Origin of the sequence: Bradyrhizobium sp. SZCCHNRI2009 (assembly GCF_032485115.1) — a bacterium.
In the GTDB taxonomy this organism is placed as follows: domain Bacteria; phylum Pseudomonadota; class Alphaproteobacteria; order Rhizobiales; family Xanthobacteraceae; genus Bradyrhizobium.
The window spans coordinates 1-15,624 of the sequence record NZ_JAUEUH010000010.1; the positions used below are offsets into that span (position 1 = coordinate 1).

At 65.3% G+C, this 15,624-nt stretch carries 17 protein-coding genes and 1 pseudogene; 10 read left to right on the top strand and 8 right to left on the bottom strand.

The window, feature by feature from the left end; translation table 11 throughout:
• The first annotated feature begins 503 nt into the window (after positions 1-503).
• Positions 504-962, top strand: a complete 459-nt coding sequence (locus QX041_RS28860; protein WP_410051898.1) for an FKBP-type peptidyl-prolyl cis-trans isomerase — start codon at positions 504-506, stop codon at positions 960-962.
• 263 nt (positions 963-1,225) lie between these two features.
• Here QX041_RS28860 and QX041_RS28865 read toward each other — a convergent pair whose 3' ends face one another.
• Positions 1,226-1,441 (bottom strand): CsbD family protein, encoded by a 216-nt coding sequence (locus tag QX041_RS28865; protein WP_315750360.1) that lies wholly within the window; start codon positions 1,439-1,441, stop codon positions 1,226-1,228.
• 148 nt (positions 1,442-1,589) lie between these two features.
• On the opposite strand from QX041_RS28865, the gene QX041_RS28870 reads away from it, so the two are divergent.
• The gene (locus QX041_RS28870; RefSeq protein WP_315717363.1) at positions 1,590-2,108 is read left to right on the top strand and encodes a cupin domain-containing protein; all 519 of its coding nucleotides are present in this window, start codon (positions 1,590-1,592) and stop codon (positions 2,106-2,108) included.
• A gap of 173 nt (positions 2,109-2,281) precedes the next feature.
• Here QX041_RS28870 and QX041_RS28875 read toward each other — a convergent pair.
• The 5 genes and pseudogenes from QX041_RS28875 to QX041_RS28895 form a co-directional block, all read right to left on the bottom strand.
• A pseudogene (locus tag QX041_RS28875) lies at positions 2,282-2,383 on the bottom strand (GTP-binding protein); the annotation flags it as partial.
• A gap of 434 nt (positions 2,384-2,817) precedes the next feature.
• Positions 2,818-4,047 carry a Tad domain-containing protein gene (locus QX041_RS28880; RefSeq protein ID WP_315717362.1) on the bottom strand — a complete coding sequence of 410 codons (1,230 nt, stop codon included), beginning with the start codon at positions 4,045-4,047 and terminating at the stop codon, positions 2,818-2,820.
• Positions 4,048-4,332: 285 nt separating this feature from the next.
• Complete coding sequence (locus tag QX041_RS28885; RefSeq protein WP_315750456.1) at positions 4,333-4,491, bottom strand: hypothetical protein; 159 nt, start codon at positions 4,489-4,491, stop codon at positions 4,333-4,335.
• Positions 4,492-4,514: 23 nt separating this feature from the next.
• Entirely contained in the window at positions 4,515-5,681 is a 1,167-nt protein-coding gene (locus tag QX041_RS28890; RefSeq protein ID WP_315750362.1) for a hypothetical protein, read from the bottom strand.
• Entirely contained in the window at positions 5,678-6,379 is a 702-nt protein-coding gene (locus QX041_RS28895) for a FecR domain-containing protein (protein WP_315717360.1), read from the bottom strand. The genes QX041_RS28890 and QX041_RS28895 overlap by 4 nt, the downstream gene beginning before the upstream one ends.
• Positions 6,380-6,518: 139 nt before the next feature.
• Here QX041_RS28895 and QX041_RS28900 point away from each other — a divergent pair, with 139 nt between their 5' ends.
• Complete coding sequence (locus tag QX041_RS28900) at positions 6,519-7,847, top strand: phospholipid carrier-dependent glycosyltransferase (protein ID WP_315827015.1); 1,329 nt, start codon at positions 6,519-6,521, stop codon at positions 7,845-7,847.
• Positions 7,848-7,913: 66 nt separating this feature from the next.
• On the opposite strand, the gene QX041_RS28905 is transcribed toward QX041_RS28900, so the two are convergent.
• Positions 7,914-8,564: an OmpA family protein gene (locus QX041_RS28905; RefSeq protein WP_315717358.1), complete on the bottom strand. Its 651-nt coding sequence runs from the start codon at positions 8,562-8,564 to the stop codon at positions 7,914-7,916.
• 75 nt (positions 8,565-8,639) lie between these two features.
• Here QX041_RS28905 and QX041_RS28910 point away from each other — a divergent pair, with 75 nt between their 5' ends.
• The 5 genes from QX041_RS28910 to QX041_RS28930 all read left to right on the top strand — a co-directional run bounded on the left by QX041_RS28910 (position 8,640) and on the right by QX041_RS28930 (position 12,121).
• Complete coding sequence (locus tag QX041_RS28910) at positions 8,640-8,813, top strand: hypothetical protein (RefSeq protein WP_315717356.1); 174 nt, start codon at positions 8,640-8,642, stop codon at positions 8,811-8,813.
• A gap of 136 nt (positions 8,814-8,949) precedes the next feature.
• A complete protein-coding gene (locus QX041_RS28915; protein WP_315717355.1) occupies positions 8,950-9,180 on the top strand; it encodes a hypothetical protein in 231 nt (76 codons plus the stop codon).
• A 74-nt stretch (positions 9,181-9,254) separates the two neighbouring features.
• Positions 9,255-10,427 (top strand): winged helix-turn-helix domain-containing protein, encoded by a 1,173-nt coding sequence (locus tag QX041_RS28920; RefSeq protein WP_315750365.1) that lies wholly within the window; start codon positions 9,255-9,257, stop codon positions 10,425-10,427.
• 125 nt (positions 10,428-10,552) lie between these two features.
• A complete protein-coding gene (locus QX041_RS28925; RefSeq protein WP_316167403.1) occupies positions 10,553-11,110 on the top strand; it encodes a TetR/AcrR family transcriptional regulator in 558 nt (185 codons plus the stop codon).
• A gap of 48 nt (positions 11,111-11,158) precedes the next feature.
• A complete protein-coding gene (locus tag QX041_RS28930) occupies positions 11,159-12,121 on the top strand; it encodes an alpha/beta hydrolase (protein ID WP_316167404.1) in 963 nt (320 codons plus the stop codon).
• A gap of 36 nt (positions 12,122-12,157) precedes the next feature.
• Here the strand turns inward: QX041_RS28930 and QX041_RS28935 are convergent, their stop codons facing one another.
• Positions 12,158-12,592 carry a DUF2809 domain-containing protein gene (locus tag QX041_RS28935; RefSeq protein ID WP_410051899.1) on the bottom strand — a complete coding sequence of 145 codons (435 nt, stop codon included), beginning with the start codon at positions 12,590-12,592 and terminating at the stop codon, positions 12,158-12,160.
• A gap of 128 nt (positions 12,593-12,720) precedes the next feature.
• On the opposite strand from QX041_RS28935, the gene QX041_RS28940 reads away from it, so the two are divergent.
• On the top strand, positions 12,721-14,052 hold the full coding sequence (locus QX041_RS28940) for an MFS transporter (RefSeq protein ID WP_316167406.1): 1,332 nt from the start codon (positions 12,721-12,723) through the stop codon (positions 14,050-14,052).
• 226 nt (positions 14,053-14,278) lie between these two features.
• Complete coding sequence (locus QX041_RS28945) at positions 14,279-15,385, top strand: efflux RND transporter periplasmic adaptor subunit (protein ID WP_316167408.1); 1,107 nt, start codon at positions 14,279-14,281, stop codon at positions 15,383-15,385.
• Positions 15,386-15,624 lie beyond the last annotated feature (239 nt).

Consider the following 15,624-nt stretch of genomic DNA (forward strand, 5'->3'; position numbering starts at 1 on the left):
CCCCAATGATCCCAGCTTGCCCCGCGTTGACCGTTTCTTTCGAATGCCCATCGCAACCTCCTCATCGAGTGTTGCGATGACCAATTGAATCCGCCATCCGGCCCTCCCTGCGCGACGGTCTTCACGCTTATACGCAGTCTCCCTGGTGCGCCGGGCTTGTTGGCCACCATTGCGACAATGCGCTTGCGCGCACTGCGCGTGATACCAGCATCGGGGTATCAGGACGCTGCGACTTCACGTCCGCGAGCTGCCGTTCGTCCGCGCATCCGAAAATGCGCTGCGGCATGATCGCGGCCATCGCTCCCCGCCTCGCGTGTCGTGACGATCGCGCGCAACGCCCCTCCGCAATGAGGCGGGATGCGCGGAGATAATCATGATTTCCGATTATTGGCAAGAGGATTATTTTTTTCGGAAACAGATGCCGGGCTGGTCAGCCGCTCCCGCATGAGCTAAACCGCGGCTCCCGTGAACGAGCAGAGGCGGTCTGGAGCATGCGGCGTCCGATGAACAGAAGAGTTGCGCTGATGGCGGCGGCATCGGCCGCGGCCGGTGTCTTGCTGGGCTCCCGCGCGGTCTCGGCACAGACCAGTTCCGCCAAACCCACAGGAAAGACCATGACCACTCCCTCCGGACTGCAGATCATCGACACCAAGGAAGGCACCGGCGCCACGCCGACGCGCGGTCAGACCTGCGTGATGCATTATACGGGCTGGCTCTATGAGAACGGCCAGAAGGGCAAGAAATTCGACTCGTCGGTGGATCGCAACGAGCCGTTCGAATTCCCGATCGGCATGAAGCGCGTGATCGCCGGCTGGGACGAGGGCGTCGCCACCATGAAGGTCGGCGGCAAGCGTACCCTGATCATTCCGCCCGAGCTGGGCTACGGCGCCCCCGGCGCCGGCGGCGTGATTCCGCCGAACGCGACGCTGATGTTCGACGTCGAACTGCTCGGCGTGAAGTAGAGACGCTGCCTTCGCCCGCTTTCATCACGAGGTGAGTTGATGCAAAGGCTTTCACCGCCGTCATTGCGAGGAGCCGCAGGCGGCGAAGCAATCCAGTGTCCGGTCGGGACTCTGGATCGCGTCGCTTCGCTCGCGATGACGGAGGTAAGCACGAGCTATTTCTCGGACGCGATATAAAACGAAAGGACCGGCCCACGAGGAGCCGGTCCTTTTAGTTTCTATTGAGCATCAACGCGCGACCTCAGCGGTCGCGCCGATCCTGCTCAGAGGTTCTTGTTGGCGGCGCCGGCGGCAGTGTTCACCGCGTCCTTGGTCGCCTGCTTGGCATCGCCCAGCGCCTGCTGGCCCTTGCCCTTGATCTCCTGCACGGCACCCTCGCCCTGCAGGCGCTCGGAGCCGGTGGCTTCGCCGATGCCCTGCTTGGCCTTGCCGATGGTCTCGTTGGCGACGCCCTTGATCTTGTCGGTGGTGGCACCCATGATTTCGTCCTCCGTTGTTCGTGTGAACTCCACCGATCCAACGCACGCAATGCAGAAAGGTTCGCGCGGAACTGCGAATAGCTTCGCTGCGGCATTTCGGCTAAGAACGGTTGGTTCCCTCGAACCGACGAAATCCCGAGAAGAAATCATGTCAGGCTCTCACGATCACGCGCACGGCCATTCCCACGATCACGGCGACGAGCGCTGGAAGCACGACGGCGTCCGCGTCATTCCGGGCAATCAGCTCGATTCCAACGTGCCGTCGACGCCGGGCATGGACCGCAAGGCGGCGATCAACTTCGCGCGCGTCGGAGCGCAGAAATTGTGGGCGGGCACGGTCACGATCAGGCCTGACGCCAAGACCGGGGCGCATCATCACGGCCATCTCGAGAGCGTGATCTACGTCGTGAAAGGCAAGGCGCGGATGCGCTGGGGCGATCGGCTGCAGTTCACCGCGGAGGCCGGTCCCGGCGATTTCATCTTCGTGCCGCCCTATGTGCCGCACCAGGAGATCAATGCGAGCCCGGACGAAGTGCTCGAATGCGTGCTGGTGCGCAGCGACGGCGAGGCGGTCGCGATCAACATCGACATCGAGCCGGTCGAGAAGCCCGAGACGGTGCTGTGGATCGACCCGGTGCACCGCGATCCTGCCGAATCGAAGTCGTAGCCATCAAGGAAATGGCGGAGCCGTCTCGCGACGGCTCCGCCGGGCAGGGAGCGGCTATACCGCCTTCCCTCTCACACGCGAAGCAGGGGCGACTGTCGCGCGTGTGTCTCGCTGGTCGTTGCACCCGAGCCGTCGTTCGGATGAATGCTGGTCAGGCCGCCTCGTTGGTGCGGCGCCAGCTTCCGAGCCTGGCGGTTGTTCAGGATGTGGCTGACCAAAGTGGTCTTCCCAGCCCCGAGGAAGCCGGACAAGACCGTGACGGGGAGTTTGCGCATCGAGATCGAACAGCCTCTTCAGGGGAAAGGGTCGGTGCCGGCGGGCGGGCATGCGGCCTCTTTATGCAATGTTATAACGTAACATCATCTGAAACGGGAGAGGGTGTCAAGGGGAGAGCGTGGCGACGAAGGCGTGAGTGGGCGGGCTCGCGGCCGCTTGGGGAGTCGGCAGAGGCGGCGGCCGAGACGCAGGGCGCGAGCGGCTCTGGTGAGCTGGTGAAGCCCTTGCAGTGCTGAAACGACGCTGCAGCCGCCAGCGACACCGCGTTCCCTCTGCCGTGAAGAACGCGGAGAGGGAAGCAGTATCGGTGGCGGGATGCAGCTCCGTTTCATCTCCTAAAAGAGGAGCTGATATCTTTTCGTGTAGCCGGGTCGTCAGTCCCTGCGACCAGCCACTGAAACGGCGCTCACGAGAATTGGCTCAGCTATGGCACCTACCTCGACAGGAACGCCGTGCCGGCCGGACCACTGGCCGCCGACATCGACAGTGCGCCGGGGGCGATCGCCCAGTTGGTCTGGTTCAGGATCAGCGTGTTGAACACCATCGTGACGCTGTTGCTGCTCATGGTCGAGACCGAGTTGATGGTGACGTTGCGGCTCGGCAGATACATCAGGCCGGTGTAGGACGAGCTGCTGGTGCCGTTGATCGGCAGGTTCGTCGTCGACAGGCCGCTCGGCTCGTACATCAGGATATTGGCGTAGGTGCCGCTGGTCGGCGCCGACAGCGTCGCATTGACGTTGCCGTTGAAGGTGAGCGTCGCGTTCTGGTCGACGAGGTAGAAGGTGACGCCGCTGCCGGTGACCGTCCATCCCGAGTTGAAGGTCATCGCGCCGCCCTTGATGATGTAGAGGCCCGGATTGAGCGTCAGCGTGCCGGAGCCGTTGAAATTGGTCGCGCCGCAATAGACGCCGGGATTGAGCGTGACCGAGCCGGGATCATAGACTTTGTTGTTGGTGGTGCACGCGCCCACCGTGACGGCGGGCAGCTTGCCGGCAAATGGGTCGGAGATCGCCGCGCAGCCGGTCTCGGCCGGCGGAGTGACGCCGCCGTTCTTGGTGATGTTGGTGCCCTTGATGCAGATGCGCTTGACGTTGAGCGTGGCGTTGAACATCGCGGCCGGGCTCTGCGTCGACAGCACGTGGATCTCGCAGCTCGGCGCATTGAGCTGGGCCCCGGAATTCACCAGCAATGATTGCGCGTTGATGGTGCTGACCAGCAGGATGCAGACGGGCGACGTGGTCTGCGCGCCGGCCTTGGCCGTTGCGGACGCCGTCACGCCGAGCGATGTCGTGCCCATCACGTTGAGGAACGAGGTCTTCACCGAGGTCGTCGCAGTGCCCGACAGCGAGCCGTCGCTGTTGGGCGTGAAGGTCGCCGTTGTGCCGGTGCCGAACCGGCCTTTGAAGCTGCCCGAGAACACCGCGCTCGCGGTCGACACCTGCTGCGCGCTCGCCTGGGTCACGCCAGCGAGGACCGCGGCGTCGACCGACTTCTGCAACTGCGCCCTGGTGTCGCTCGACTTGGCGAAATCGACCGCGGCGCCGACCGACACCAGGATCGGGATGATGGTGATGGCGAAGATCATGCTGATCTGGCCGTCCTTCGCGCGGCCAAATCTCCATGCCAGATCGCGAAGAGTCTTCGACGAAATCGATGCGGTCATGTGCGACGCTTCCTGCTGATGGCTGTCCGAGGCTCGATGCCGGCGGATGCGAGCCCCTGCTGCAAAGGAAGTGGCGGTCAGACGTTACCGCATGCTGAATCCGGTTCCGTAAAGGAAACCGGCAGCGGAGTAGCGGAAGCGGAAGGTTATCAGCCCGTTTGCCGGATCATCGACAGGTGCCCGTTCGCACCACTCATTGGTAGCAGTCGCGCGAATTGCCTGTATTTGGCGGTGACGGCTTGTGAGTTGCAAGCGGTCGGATTGCGCCCGCCGGTGGATGTCGCGCTAACGAGGCGAACGCCAGATCCGGGGCGAGAGAACGCGGCTGCACACCAATGCGTAGAGCGCGGTCACCAGGATGACGGTGAGATTGACCATGACCGCGTTGAGCGCGCTCGGCAGCCCGACTCGCAGGATGTCGGCGAACAGCCGGCCCTGGTGCACCCGCCAGGGGCCAGCGCCAGCCGCTAATAATGGACGCGCAGGCCGATGCCGCCGTGGATGGTGTTGCCGACCGGCTGCGGGCCGAGCGTGCCGTTGACGAACAGATCGGCGATCCAGCCCTGCGGCAGGCGGAAGCCGAGCCGGCCGCCATATTCGAACCAGCCCTGGTTGCCCATGGTCGGCGTCACCGTGCCGTTGCCGGTGACGGTGGCGACGATGCCGGAGCTGGTCGCGAACGACTGGACGTAGCCGCCATTGATGTTGGCCTCGATGCTCGTGCCGAACAGGTGGGTCCACTGGCCACCGACCTTGACCAGGCTGGTGCGGTCGGTGCCGCCGGCGATCGTCGCATCGAACGGGTTGAAGGCCACCGTGGGATCGCGATAGCCGGCGACGTGCTGCCACAACTGCCACAGCTCGACCGACGCCGCGAGCTCGTCGCGCGGCGAGAGCCGGCTGATCCAGCCGGCGCGGCCGTAGACCGCGTAGTTCGATGCCGTGGTGGTGCCGTCCACCGTGACGTTACCGAGGCTCGTTGCATAGCTCCGGCCGTAGCGCACGCGCTCATAGGGCGTCAGGATCGTGCCGACGTCGAAGAACGGCCGCGACGAGCCCCAGTCGACGAAGTCGTAGCGCAGTGCGAAGGCGCCGATCGGCGCCGACGTCACGTGGTAGCCGTTCTCGTCGTAGTGCGTGTAGGCGAGGCCCGCGAGCAGCGCCAGATTGTTGGTGAGCTGCTTGCGGCCATGGATGCCGGCCGAGAACGAGCCGGCCGAGCCGAATGCGCTGATGCAGTCGTTGCAGTTGACCTGCTCGTTGACGCCTAGCAGCACCAGCCCGAGCACGCGGTTGGTGATCATCTGGTTGAAGCGCTGGTCGGCGAGGCCGTTGATCGCGTTCGCGCTGTTTCCCGCGCCGGTGGGCGACGGCGACGGGGTCGGCGAGATCGAGGGAGAGGGCGTCGGTGTCGGACTTGAGGTCGATGTCGGCGTGGCCGACGGCGTCGGCGTCGCGGTGGGCGAGGAGGTCGGCGACGGCGACGGGGTGGGGCACGGCGCCGCCGCGAAATTGTCCACCCCGCAACTGCTCTGCGCGGCGGCCGGCGCGGCTTGCAGCGCAAGCGCGAGCAGCCCGCCGGCGATGGCGGTCATCAGGAGAGCAAGCTGACCGCGGTGCGTTCTCATCGTCATCGCCCGCACAGGATGCCGGTGAAGTCCTGCGGCGGCGCATTGCTGGCGAGATCGGTGACCGTGCAAAGGCCGGATGTCGACGCGCAGGTCGCGGCAAAACTCCAGGACGGATTGCTGGTCTTCTTGATCGCGCTTCGGCCGTTGCCGGTCGCGGTGATGATCGCGGTGTCGCCCGGCTGCGTCAGCTCGAGGCATTGGAAGGTGAGGGTGCAGACCCGCGAAGCGCCTTCCTGCAGCACGACCATGGTCTGGCCGCGCTGCGAGCGGATGTCGAGGATGGTGCCGCGCACGCCGATGGTCGCGAGCGGCGTGTTGATCTTGTAGGCGGTTTTCTCGGAATGGCCGGTGACGAAGCGGAACGCGCCGGTGCCGAGCCGGATCGCGATATCGCGATAGCTGGTCTCGTCGTTGAAGACGGTGCGGTCGAGCGTCAGGGTGGCGTTGGCGCCGAGCGAGAGATTGGTGCTGTCGATCATGACGAGCCGCGCGGCGCTGTCATTGCCGGTGCGCACCGTCTCGTTGCGCACGACGCCGTCGCCGACATTGATCGGACTGCTCGACGCGCCTGCCACGCGCAGCACGTCCTTCTGCACCAGCACGGCCTCGCCGATGCGGCCGTCGGCGCTTGCCCCGCCCGCCAAGCCCAGCAGGGCGGCGGCCGAGATTGCAGCGACACAGGCTCGGCGACGCTGATTCATATCCACACCGAAGATTGTTCCTTGCCCAATCTAGCCGAAGACGGCGCGCGGGGTTGTTGTAAAATAGGCACAAGTTTGCCTCGATGACCGTTCGGTGGTTAGTTGCCGCCACCGTGAGATCAGTTCAACGCGGAGGCCCATGAAGGTATCTGCTGCTCGCCGCGATGACGACGAAGAGGACGGCGAGGTTGCGCAGGATGGCGCTCTGTCGGTCCGCCGCTGTGTGATGACGGCATTGCTGATCTTCGCGATCGCGCACGTCGTGCTGATGATCGGGCTCGCCTCGCCGCCGAAATTCGTCTTCGACGAGGTGCATTACGTGCCGGCGGCGCGGCAGATGCTGGGACTGGCGCCGGCGACGCCGCAGCTCAACCCGATGCATCCGCCGCTCGCCAAGGAGCTGATTGCGCTGTCGATCAGGACGTTCGGCGATAACGCCTTCGCATGGCGCTATCCCGGTACCGTGCTCGGCGGGCTCGCCGTGGCCGCGATCTATCTATGCGGCCTGGCGCTGTTCGCGGCGCAATGGCCTGCCATTGCGGCGGCGCTGCTCGCGGCCTTCAACCAGATGCTGTTCGTGCAGGCGCGCATCGCGATGCTCGACATCGGCGCGCTCGCCTTCAGCCTGCTCGGGATCGCGGCCTTTCTGTTTTCGTTCCGGCAGCGCCGGCCGCAGGTCGTGTTCGCGCTGGCGGGCGCGCTGTTCGGCCTTGCGATCGCCTGCAAATGGAGCGGGCTGTTTCCGCTGCTGACGGCGCTTCTCATCGTCGGTCTCATCAAGCTGTTGCAGCATTGGCAGACCTCGTTCGGTGATGGCGAGCCGACCGACTGGTATCGGCCCGAGCAATGGCCGCAACTGAGCTGGCCGCAGATCGTGCTGTGCCTCGTCGCGATGCCCACCGTCTGCTATCTCGCGACCTTCGTCCCGCTGCACGGCCTGTCCGTCGTGGGCATCTTCGAGGCGCAGCGGCGCATCTTTGACGACAGCGTCACCACGGCGATCGCCGGCCACACCTATATGAGCGCGTGGCCGACCTGGCCGTTGCTGGTCCGTCCGGTCTGGTTCTTGTTCGACAAGACGAGCGACACCGACATCGCCGCGGTGGTGCTGCTCGGCAATCCGCTGGTGCTGTGGCCGGCGCTTGCGGCGATCGCGATCTGCGTCCGGGATTTCATCGCGACGCGCAGCGCGACGGCGTTCCTGATCCTGGCGTTCTATCTCGGCTGCTATCTGCCCTGGGCGCTGCTGCCGCGCGCGCTGAGCTTCATCTACTACTACCTGCCGTCGGCGACGCTGGCGAGCCTCGCGCTCGTCCATGTGCTGACCCGCTGGCCGCGCTGGGTGCTGTTGAGCTATGTCGCCGTCGCGATCCTGGGCTTCGTCGCGATGCTGCCGGTCAGCGCCGCCTTCATCGGCACGACGATGCAGACCTTCACCCGGTTGATGCTGTTCCAGAGCTGGATCTGAAACCGGACAAAAAGCGCCCCGCCCGCCAGGGACCGTGGGCAGGCGGGGCGATGCGCGGCGGAGCGCTCACTTCGCCGCGGTTTTGGTGTCCATGTTGACGACCTGGACCCGCCGGTTGAGCGGATCGGCCGGGTTGGCCGCGTCCTTGAGCTTGGTCTTGCCATAGCCGACCGTGACGAGGTCCTGGCCGGGGAGGGCGAACTTCTCGACCAGATAGCGTTTGATGGTGTCGGCACGGCGCTCGGAGAGATCCTGGTTGAAGCCGTCGCTGCCGATGCCGTCGGTATGGCCGGCGACCACGAAGGTCGAGCCCTTCAGGTTCGGATCGGACAGCGCCTTGCCGAGCTCCTGCACGGCCGGCATCGAGGCCTTGCTGATCTCGGCCGAGTTGTAGTCGAACTGGATCTCGAGATCGATCTTGGGCTTGGTGGCCGCGATCTCGGCAATCTGCTCGCGCTCGCCGAGCGACAGCGAGCGGGTCTTGCGGTTGCGCATGCTGTCGATGAAGGCCGCTTGCTTCGCCTGCGCTGCCGCGTCGGCCTGCGGAGTCGCCTGCGGTCCGACCGAAATGCCGCGCGTCACGGCCTTCGGCTTCAGCGCGTTGAGGATCTTGTCGGCCGATACGGCCTCGCCGGCGAGCGCGGTGCCTGCACCGATCGCCAGCATGGCGGAGAACGCCGCCGCCTGAACTGCAAAGCGTCCAAAATATGGGGTCATCGTCGTTATCCTCGGGTCGTCATGCCCTATGGCCATTGGATGCGTGAACGATAGAACGGGTTCAAAGCATCAAATGTGATCGACGTCACGTTGCCGGACCGGGCGGCGCTTGAGGGGCGAAGCGAGTGGTCCGCGGGATGCGCCGCGCGCTGCCGCAAAGCGATCGGCAGGTGGCCGGTCCGCGAACAACAAATCGGCCAGATGCGGTTCTACCGGATAGCGCTCGCCGGGAAAAAATCGCAAACCTGAGGGACGCAAACGGCGAGTGGATTCGTAGTCAAAGAAACGCGAACAGAAAAGCAAAGCCGTGTTCAACCCATCGCACAGGCGCGACTATCAGTCCCATCGGGCAAGCAGTCAGGATCAGACGGGATCAGTGGGTTCCATGTCGACGCTGATCGGAGCTGGCATCATTGCGGCATCGATCCTGCTGTCGACGCTGATCACTGCGGTCGGCAACCGCTATGTCGGCCTGGAAAGTCCCTCCGAGGATACGGCCTGGCTGGTCGACCGCCTGACCGGCCGCATCTACAAGTGCCGTGCGCCGGATCCCGGCCGCGCCAGCTGCAAGGCCGAGATCGCCACCGGCAGCATTCCGGACAAGTCCAAGCCTTGAGGTTCCGCTAGGGGATCTCGCCGGCCTGATTTGCCGTTGCGGGAGCGGGGGCGAATCTCGCACCATTGCGCGGCATGCCCGCCGTTTCCACGCCCATCCCGCTCCCCAAGCCGCAGGCGCGCCGCATCTGGCTGCGCGCGCAGCGGCTCGATGCCGAGGCGCCGTTCGGCGCGGGCCCCGAGGCGGTCGCCGCCGCCATTGCCCATCTCGGCTATGTGCAGATCGACACCATCAACGTCATCGAGCGCTGCCATCACCACATCCTGTTCAGCCGCATTCCCGCCTATCGCCGCGCCGATCTCAGGCAGGCGCAGAGCACCGACAAGACCGTCTTCGAATATTGGACCCACGCGCTGTCCTATATTCCGGTGCAGGACTTCCGCTACTTCGTTCCGGCGATGCGCCGCCACCGCCGCGAGGGCCATCGCTGGCTCACGACCGTGAAGCCTGAGGATACGCGCAAGGTCATGCGGCTGATCCGCCAAGGCGGCGCGCTGACGATCCGCGACATCGACGACGACGTTCTGCGCGAGAAGGACCACGCCTGGGCCAGCCGCAAGCCGTCGAAGCGCGCGCTGCAGCTCGGCTTCTACGAGGGCGTGCTGACGGTGTCGGGCCGCGACGGCATGCTCAAGACCTACGACCTCACCACCCGGCATTTCGGCTGGGAACGGCTGCCGAAGGGCGCCAATGATCGCGAGATCGCAACCTATCTGCTCGACCGCGGCTTGCGCGCCCAAGGCGTCGTCAGCCTCGATTCGCTCTGCCATCTCAATGCGCCAAGCAAGGCCGCCGTGCGCCGGGTCATCGATGCCAGGGTCCGGCGCGGCGAGCTGCTGCCGGTGACGGCGGAGGGCGCCGGCAAGCAGGAGCACTGGATCACGCCTGCTGCATTGGCAGCGCCGATCGAGATCGATCCGGCGCGCGTGCACATTCTGTCGCCGTTCGATCCGCTGATCATCCAGCGCAAGCGGACGCAGGCGATCTTCGACTACGATCATCGCTTCGAGGCCTATGTCCCGAAGGACAAGCGCCTGTTCGGCTATTTCGCGCTGCCCGTCCTGGTCGGCGACGAGATCGTCGCCGCGCTCGACCTCAAGACCGACCGCCAGAACGGCAAGCTCCTGATGCAGAAATGGAGCTGGGTCGGCCAGGGCAAGGCCGCGCGTGGCGAGCGGCGCAAGGCGCTGAAGCGGGTGATCGAGGATGAGCTGCACCGGTTCCAGAAGTTTCAGCTTGGAGATTGAGGCCGGGAGCAACGGGTCCGTTTTCGCTTGAATTGGGAATGATTGTTTCCTATTATCCGGCCATGATGAAGTCTCCGAAGGATGCCGTCGAGCGCCGTGGGCCTGGCCGGCCGCGCGAGTTTGACATGGATACCGCCTTGAGCAGGGCGCTGGTGGTCTTCAGCGAGCGCGGCTACCACGCGGCATCGCTGGCCGAGCTACGCGTCGCGATGAAGCTCGCGACGGGAAGTCTCTACAAGGCGTTCCAGGACAAGCGCGCGATCTTCCTCGCGACACTCGATTACTACATCGCGCGGCGTGACCGACAGCTGCGCGAACGTCTCGATGCGCAGCACAGCGGCCGCGACAAGCTGCGGGCCTTGCTGCAGTTCTATGCCGAGTCCGCCAGTGACAGCGAGGGCCGGCGCGGTTGCATGGTCGTCACCAGCGCGGCGGAGCTCGCCACCTTGGATGCGGAGGCCGCCGCCAAGGTCCGCGGGGCGATGCGCCGGGTTGAGAGCCTGGTGTGCGATCTGATCAAGCTCGGACAATCCGACGGATCGATCCGGCCGAATCTCGACGCGGAAGCCGTGGCTGGCGCTCTTTTCTGTGTAATCCAGGGGCTGCGGGTGGTCGGCAAGACGGGGCGTGCCAAGAGCGAGATGATGAGCGTCGCAAATCAAGCCGCGACCTTGTTCGCGTGACATCGTGCCAAATTAGGAAACATTTGTTCTATAATAAGGAGAATGATCGTGCCCGAGTTGATGAACGCCATCTCTGCCCAAAGTCCGTCGCGCCTGGTCGCGGCTGAGCCGTTCTGTCGCGCCGAGCCCTCGTTGCCGGGATTCACCCACCGCTTCGAGACAGTCGAGGGTGTCAGGCTGCACTATGTCAGCGGTGGCCCGCCGGATGGCGAGGTGGTGGTGCTGCTCGCAGGCTTCCCCGAAAGCTGGTTTGCCTGGCGCAAGGTCATGCCGCTGCTCGGGTCGCGCTATCGGGTCATCGCGCCGGATCTCCCGGGGCAGGGCGACTCGGACCGGCCAGCGGAAGGCTACGACACGCAGGCCCTGGCCACGGCGGTGCATCGCCTGCTGCAGCAGCTCGGCGTCACCAGCTATCATCTGGTGGCCCATGATATCGGCGCGTGGGTGGCCTATCCCTATGCGGCCCTGTTCGAAGCCGAGGTGCGCAGTCTGGCCCTGCTCGATGCAGGAATTCCGGGCGTCACCTTGCCCGAGGCGCTGCCGTTCGCGCCCGACCGCGCGTGGCGCACCTGGCACTTCGCGTTCCACGCCGTCGCGGATCTCCCGGAGATGCTGATCCATGGCCGCGAACGCGACTATCTCGCGTGGTTCCTGCGCCGCAAAGGGGCCGATCCCCAGGCGTTCTCCGAAAGCGATCTCGACGAATACGCCCGCGTGCTGACCAAGGCCGGCGGCTTGCGCGCCGGGCTCGCTTATTATCGTGCCGCCGCACTGTCCGCGCTTCAGAACCGCGAGCTGAAACAAAGGGGCAAGCTGAAGCCGCCGGTGCTGGCCGTCGGTGCCGACCAGGGATCGATCGTGGACATGGCCGCGCCGCTCAGGGAGGTCGCCGATCACGTCGAGGGCATCATCATCTCCGGGTGCGGTCACTACATTCCGGAAGAACAGCCTGCCATCCTGGCGGAGGAGCTGAAGGCCTTCTTCGGCCGCGCCGGCGCGGGGCCGATCTGAGCTGTCGGTTGATATCGCGGCCTGCCGTGGACAGGCCTATGCCGCAGCAGGCCGCGTCGCGCATCGGTCGATCCAGATGCCGATGACGACGCCGACGACATAGGCCGCGATGTTCCACAGCGAGAAGATCCGTCCGAGCAGCAGCGCGCCGGCCAAGGTCAAGCGGAAGCTGTCGAGCCAGGGCGTGTGGATCAGCCTGGAGGCTTCGACGATGGCGGCGATTGCGATCGCGAGCCCGCCAATCAGCCGCCACGACATCAGCGGGAGCAGTGCGACGAGCAGCAGATGGACCATCGTCGCCCAGAGCACCGAGCCGCCATACTTGACGATGAAGGCGGGAAGGCCGAGGCCGAGACCATGGAAGCGCAGGCCGAGCCCGAGCGCGATCATGATCAGTGCCGTCGCAAACGCCATCGCGGCGCGGCGGCGCTTGCCGGCGCGCGGCGGCCGCCAGGAGGATAGCGGCGTCATGCGCGCGCCGCGCCCCCGCGATGCGCCGGTGGGCTGTGGGATGTCAGGTTTTCCGATTGACTTGCCACGACCGATGCTCAACACCGCCTTCAACTATCAATGTCCAGAAAGCTCCCGGGAGGAGATCGATGAGTCCGTCCGCCACCACTCCGGCCGCACCCGGCCGCTCCGACATCGAGGCCGCGACCATCCGCGCGATCTCCTGGCGGCTGATTCCGTTTCTGGTGCTCGCCTATTTCTTCTCCTATCTGGATCGCGTCAATCTCGGCTTCGCCGCGCTGACCATGAACGCGGAGCTGAAATTCTCGCCGCTGGTGTTCGCCTGGGGCGCGGGCATCTTCTTCATCGGCTATTTCATCTTCGAGGTGCCGAGCAATCTCGCGCTGGAGAAGTTCGGCGCCAGCCGCTGGATCGCCCGCATCATGGTGACCTGGGGGATCATCTCGGCGCTGATGGCCGTGGTCTCCGGCCCCTGGAGCTTCTACACGCTGCGCTTCCTGCTCGGCGTCGCCGAGGCCGGATTCTTTCCCGGCATCATCCTCTATCTCACTTACTGGTATCCCGCGCAGTATCGCGCGCGCTTCCTCGCCGCCTTCGCGGTTGCCGTGCCGATTTCGACCGTCATCGGCGCGCCCGTCTCCGGCCTGCTGCTCGGCATGCACGGCCTGATGGGGCTGCAGGGCTGGCAGTGGCTGTTCATCATCGAGGGAATTCCGTCCATCATCCTCGGCGTCGTCACCTGGTTCTATTTGACCGACCGGCCGGAGCACGCGACCTGGCTGTCGGCGGAGCAGAAGGCCTGGCTCGCGGCAAGGCTCGAGGCCGAAACGGCGGCGAAGCAGGCCGCCGGACACATGACGCTCGGTGAGGCGCTGGCGTCGCCCAAGGTGATCGTGCTCAGCCTGATCTATTTCGGCTTCGTCGGCGCGCTCTACGGCATGCAGTTCTGGCTGCCGCAGATCGTCAAGGCGTTCGGACTGACCAATGTGCAGACCGGCTTCGTCACCGCGATCCCCTATGCGTTCGGCACCGTCGCGATGATCCTGTGGGCGCGGCATTCCGATGCGACGCGCGAGCGCGTGATCCATGTCGGCGCGCCGCTGATCCTGATCGCTGTCGCGCTGGCCGCCTCGAGCGTGATCGGCGATCCCACGCTCACCATGGTCGCGCTGACGGTCGCCGCGATCGGCGTGTTCTGCGTCTTCGGCGTGTTCTGGACACTGCCCACGGCGTGGCTGTCGGGCACGGCAGCGGCCGGCGCCATCGCGCTGATCAACTCGATCGGCAATCTCGCCGGCTTCGGCGGTCCCTATCTGGTCGGCTGGATCAAGGACACCACCGGCTCCACCACCCACGGCCTGCTCGCGCTGTCGGTGTTGCCGCTGATCGCCGGGCTGCTCGTGTTCTTCGGCGGCCATGAGAGCAGGGTCGAATTCGCGGACCAGGCGCCGGCGGAGTGAGTCCCACGTGCATGCTGTGATCGGCATTCGGCTTTCGACCGTTGTCCGGCACGGCCCCGAAAGGACGGCGGGGGTGGGCATTGACGCAGTTCAGAGCCCGCCTGCCGCGCCAATGAGCACCTGCGGCAACATTGTCCAGATGTTCACGAAGTCATGATCACTGACGAATATTGACAATCGTCACTCAACATTCGACACTTCCTCGCAACTGCAGCGAGGGTGCCCCATGTTGATCCGCCTGATTTTCGCGAGCTATTCCAAGCTGTTGACTGGTCTTGCGCTGGCCACCATGGCCGTCGCCCTGGCCGGGTGCAATGAAACCGTCGCCCAGAAAGCCGAGCCAATCCGGCCGGTACTGGTCGCCCCCGTGCATTACGAGGCCGAGACGCCTGAACGCAGCTTCGTCGGCACCATCAGGCCGCGCATCGAGGCCGATATCGGCTTCCGCGTCGCCGGCAAGGTCGCCAAGCGCCTGGTCGAGGTCGGCCAGACCGTCGATGTCGGCCAGCCGCTCGCCACGCTCGACGAGGTCGACCTGAAGCTCCAGGCCGAGCAGGCCGAAGCCGAATTCCGCGCCGCCACCGGCGTGCTTGCGCAGGCGTCCGCCGCCGAGACCCGAGCCAAGGAGCTGCGGGCCAAGGGCTGGACCACCGATGCTCAGATGGACCAGGCCAGGGCGTCCGCCGACGAGGCGAGGGCACGGCTCAACCGTGCCGAACGCTCGGTCGAGCTGACCCGCAACTCGCTGTCCTACGCGACGCTGGTTGCGGACGCGCGCGGTGTCGTCACCGCGAGCATGATCGAGCCAGGCGTGGTCGTTGCCGCCGGCCAGGCGGCGATCCGTGTCGCGCGTTTCGCAGAGAAGGAGGCGGTGGTCGCGATCCCGGAGACCCTGCTCGAACGCGCCAAGACCGGTAGCGCCTACGTCACGCTGTGGTCGGAAGCCGACAAGAAATATGCGGCGAAGCTGCGCGAGATCGCGCCCACCGCCGATTCCGCGACGCGCACCTATCTCGCCAAGTTCTCGCTGCCGGACGCCGGCGAAGCCGTCTCGCTCGGTATGACCGCGACCTTGACGCTCGCCGATCCCGCCACCACGCGCGTCGCGCGGCTGCCGCTGTCGGCGCTGTTCAGCGAGGGCCGCGATCCGTCGCTCTATGTCGTCAACGACAAGGGCGAGGTGACGCTGAAGCCGGTGAAGGTGAAGGCCTATGACAGCAAGGATGTGCTCGTCACGTCAGGCGTCGACGAGGGCGACAAGGTCGTGGCGCTCGGCGTGCAGAAGATCGATCCCGCCCAGAAGGTGCGGGTCGTGTCAGCGCTGACGTTCTAGTTCTCCTGTCGTTCCGGGCGCACGCAGTGCGAACCCGGAACCTCGAGATTCCGGGTTCGATGCTTCGCATCGCCCCGGAATGACGAAAGTAATGGTTGTCATTGCGAGGAGCGAAGCGACGAAGCAATCCAGACTGTTTCCACGGAAGGATTCCTGGATTGCTTCCACCGTCGCCCTTCGGGCTATGGCGGACAAGTCGCTTCGCTCGCAATGACGATCACTGAGAATGGCCTGGAATA

What these genes read in the sequence shown, in the direction of transcription:
- QX041_RS28895 (WP_315717360.1), bottom strand. Translation starts at nt 6,379, where the DNA reads ATGAATCAGCGTCGCCGAGCCTGTGTCGCTGCAATCTCGGCCGCCGCC.
- QX041_RS28945 (WP_316167408.1), top strand. Translation starts at nt 14,279, where the DNA reads ATGTTGATCCGCCTGATTTTCGCGAGCTATTCCAAGCTGTTGACTGGT.
- QX041_RS28900 (WP_315827015.1), top strand. Translation starts at nt 6,519, where the DNA reads ATGAAGGTATCTGCTGCTCGCCGCGATGACGACGAAGAGGACGGCGAG.
- QX041_RS28890 (WP_315750362.1), bottom strand. Translation starts at nt 5,681, where the DNA reads ATGACGATGAGAACGCACCGCGGTCAGCTTGCTCTCCTGATGACCGCC.
- QX041_RS28905 (WP_315717358.1), bottom strand. Translation starts at nt 8,564, where the DNA reads ATGACCCCATATTTTGGACGCTTTGCAGTTCAGGCGGCGGCGTTCTCC.
- QX041_RS28865 (WP_315750360.1), bottom strand. Translation starts at nt 1,441, where the DNA reads ATGGGTGCCACCACCGACAAGATCAAGGGCGTCGCCAACGAGACCATC.
- QX041_RS28940 (WP_316167406.1), top strand. Translation starts at nt 12,721, where the DNA reads ATGAGTCCGTCCGCCACCACTCCGGCCGCACCCGGCCGCTCCGACATC.
- QX041_RS28915 (WP_315717355.1), top strand. Translation starts at nt 8,950, where the DNA reads ATGTCGACGCTGATCGGAGCTGGCATCATTGCGGCATCGATCCTGCTG.
- QX041_RS28920 (WP_315750365.1), top strand. Translation starts at nt 9,255, where the DNA reads ATGCCCGCCGTTTCCACGCCCATCCCGCTCCCCAAGCCGCAGGCGCGC.
- QX041_RS28935 (WP_410051899.1), bottom strand. Translation starts at nt 12,592, where the DNA reads ATGACGCCGCTATCCTCCTGGCGGCCGCCGCGCGCCGGCAAGCGCCGC.
- QX041_RS28870 (WP_315717363.1), top strand. Translation starts at nt 1,590, where the DNA reads ATGTCAGGCTCTCACGATCACGCGCACGGCCATTCCCACGATCACGGC.
- QX041_RS28925 (WP_316167403.1), top strand. Translation starts at nt 10,553, where the DNA reads ATGGATACCGCCTTGAGCAGGGCGCTGGTGGTCTTCAGCGAGCGCGGC.
- QX041_RS28880 (WP_315717362.1), bottom strand. Translation starts at nt 4,047, where the DNA reads ATGACCGCATCGATTTCGTCGAAGACTCTTCGCGATCTGGCATGGAGA.
- QX041_RS28860 (WP_410051898.1), top strand. Translation starts at nt 504, where the DNA reads ATGAACAGAAGAGTTGCGCTGATGGCGGCGGCATCGGCCGCGGCCGGT.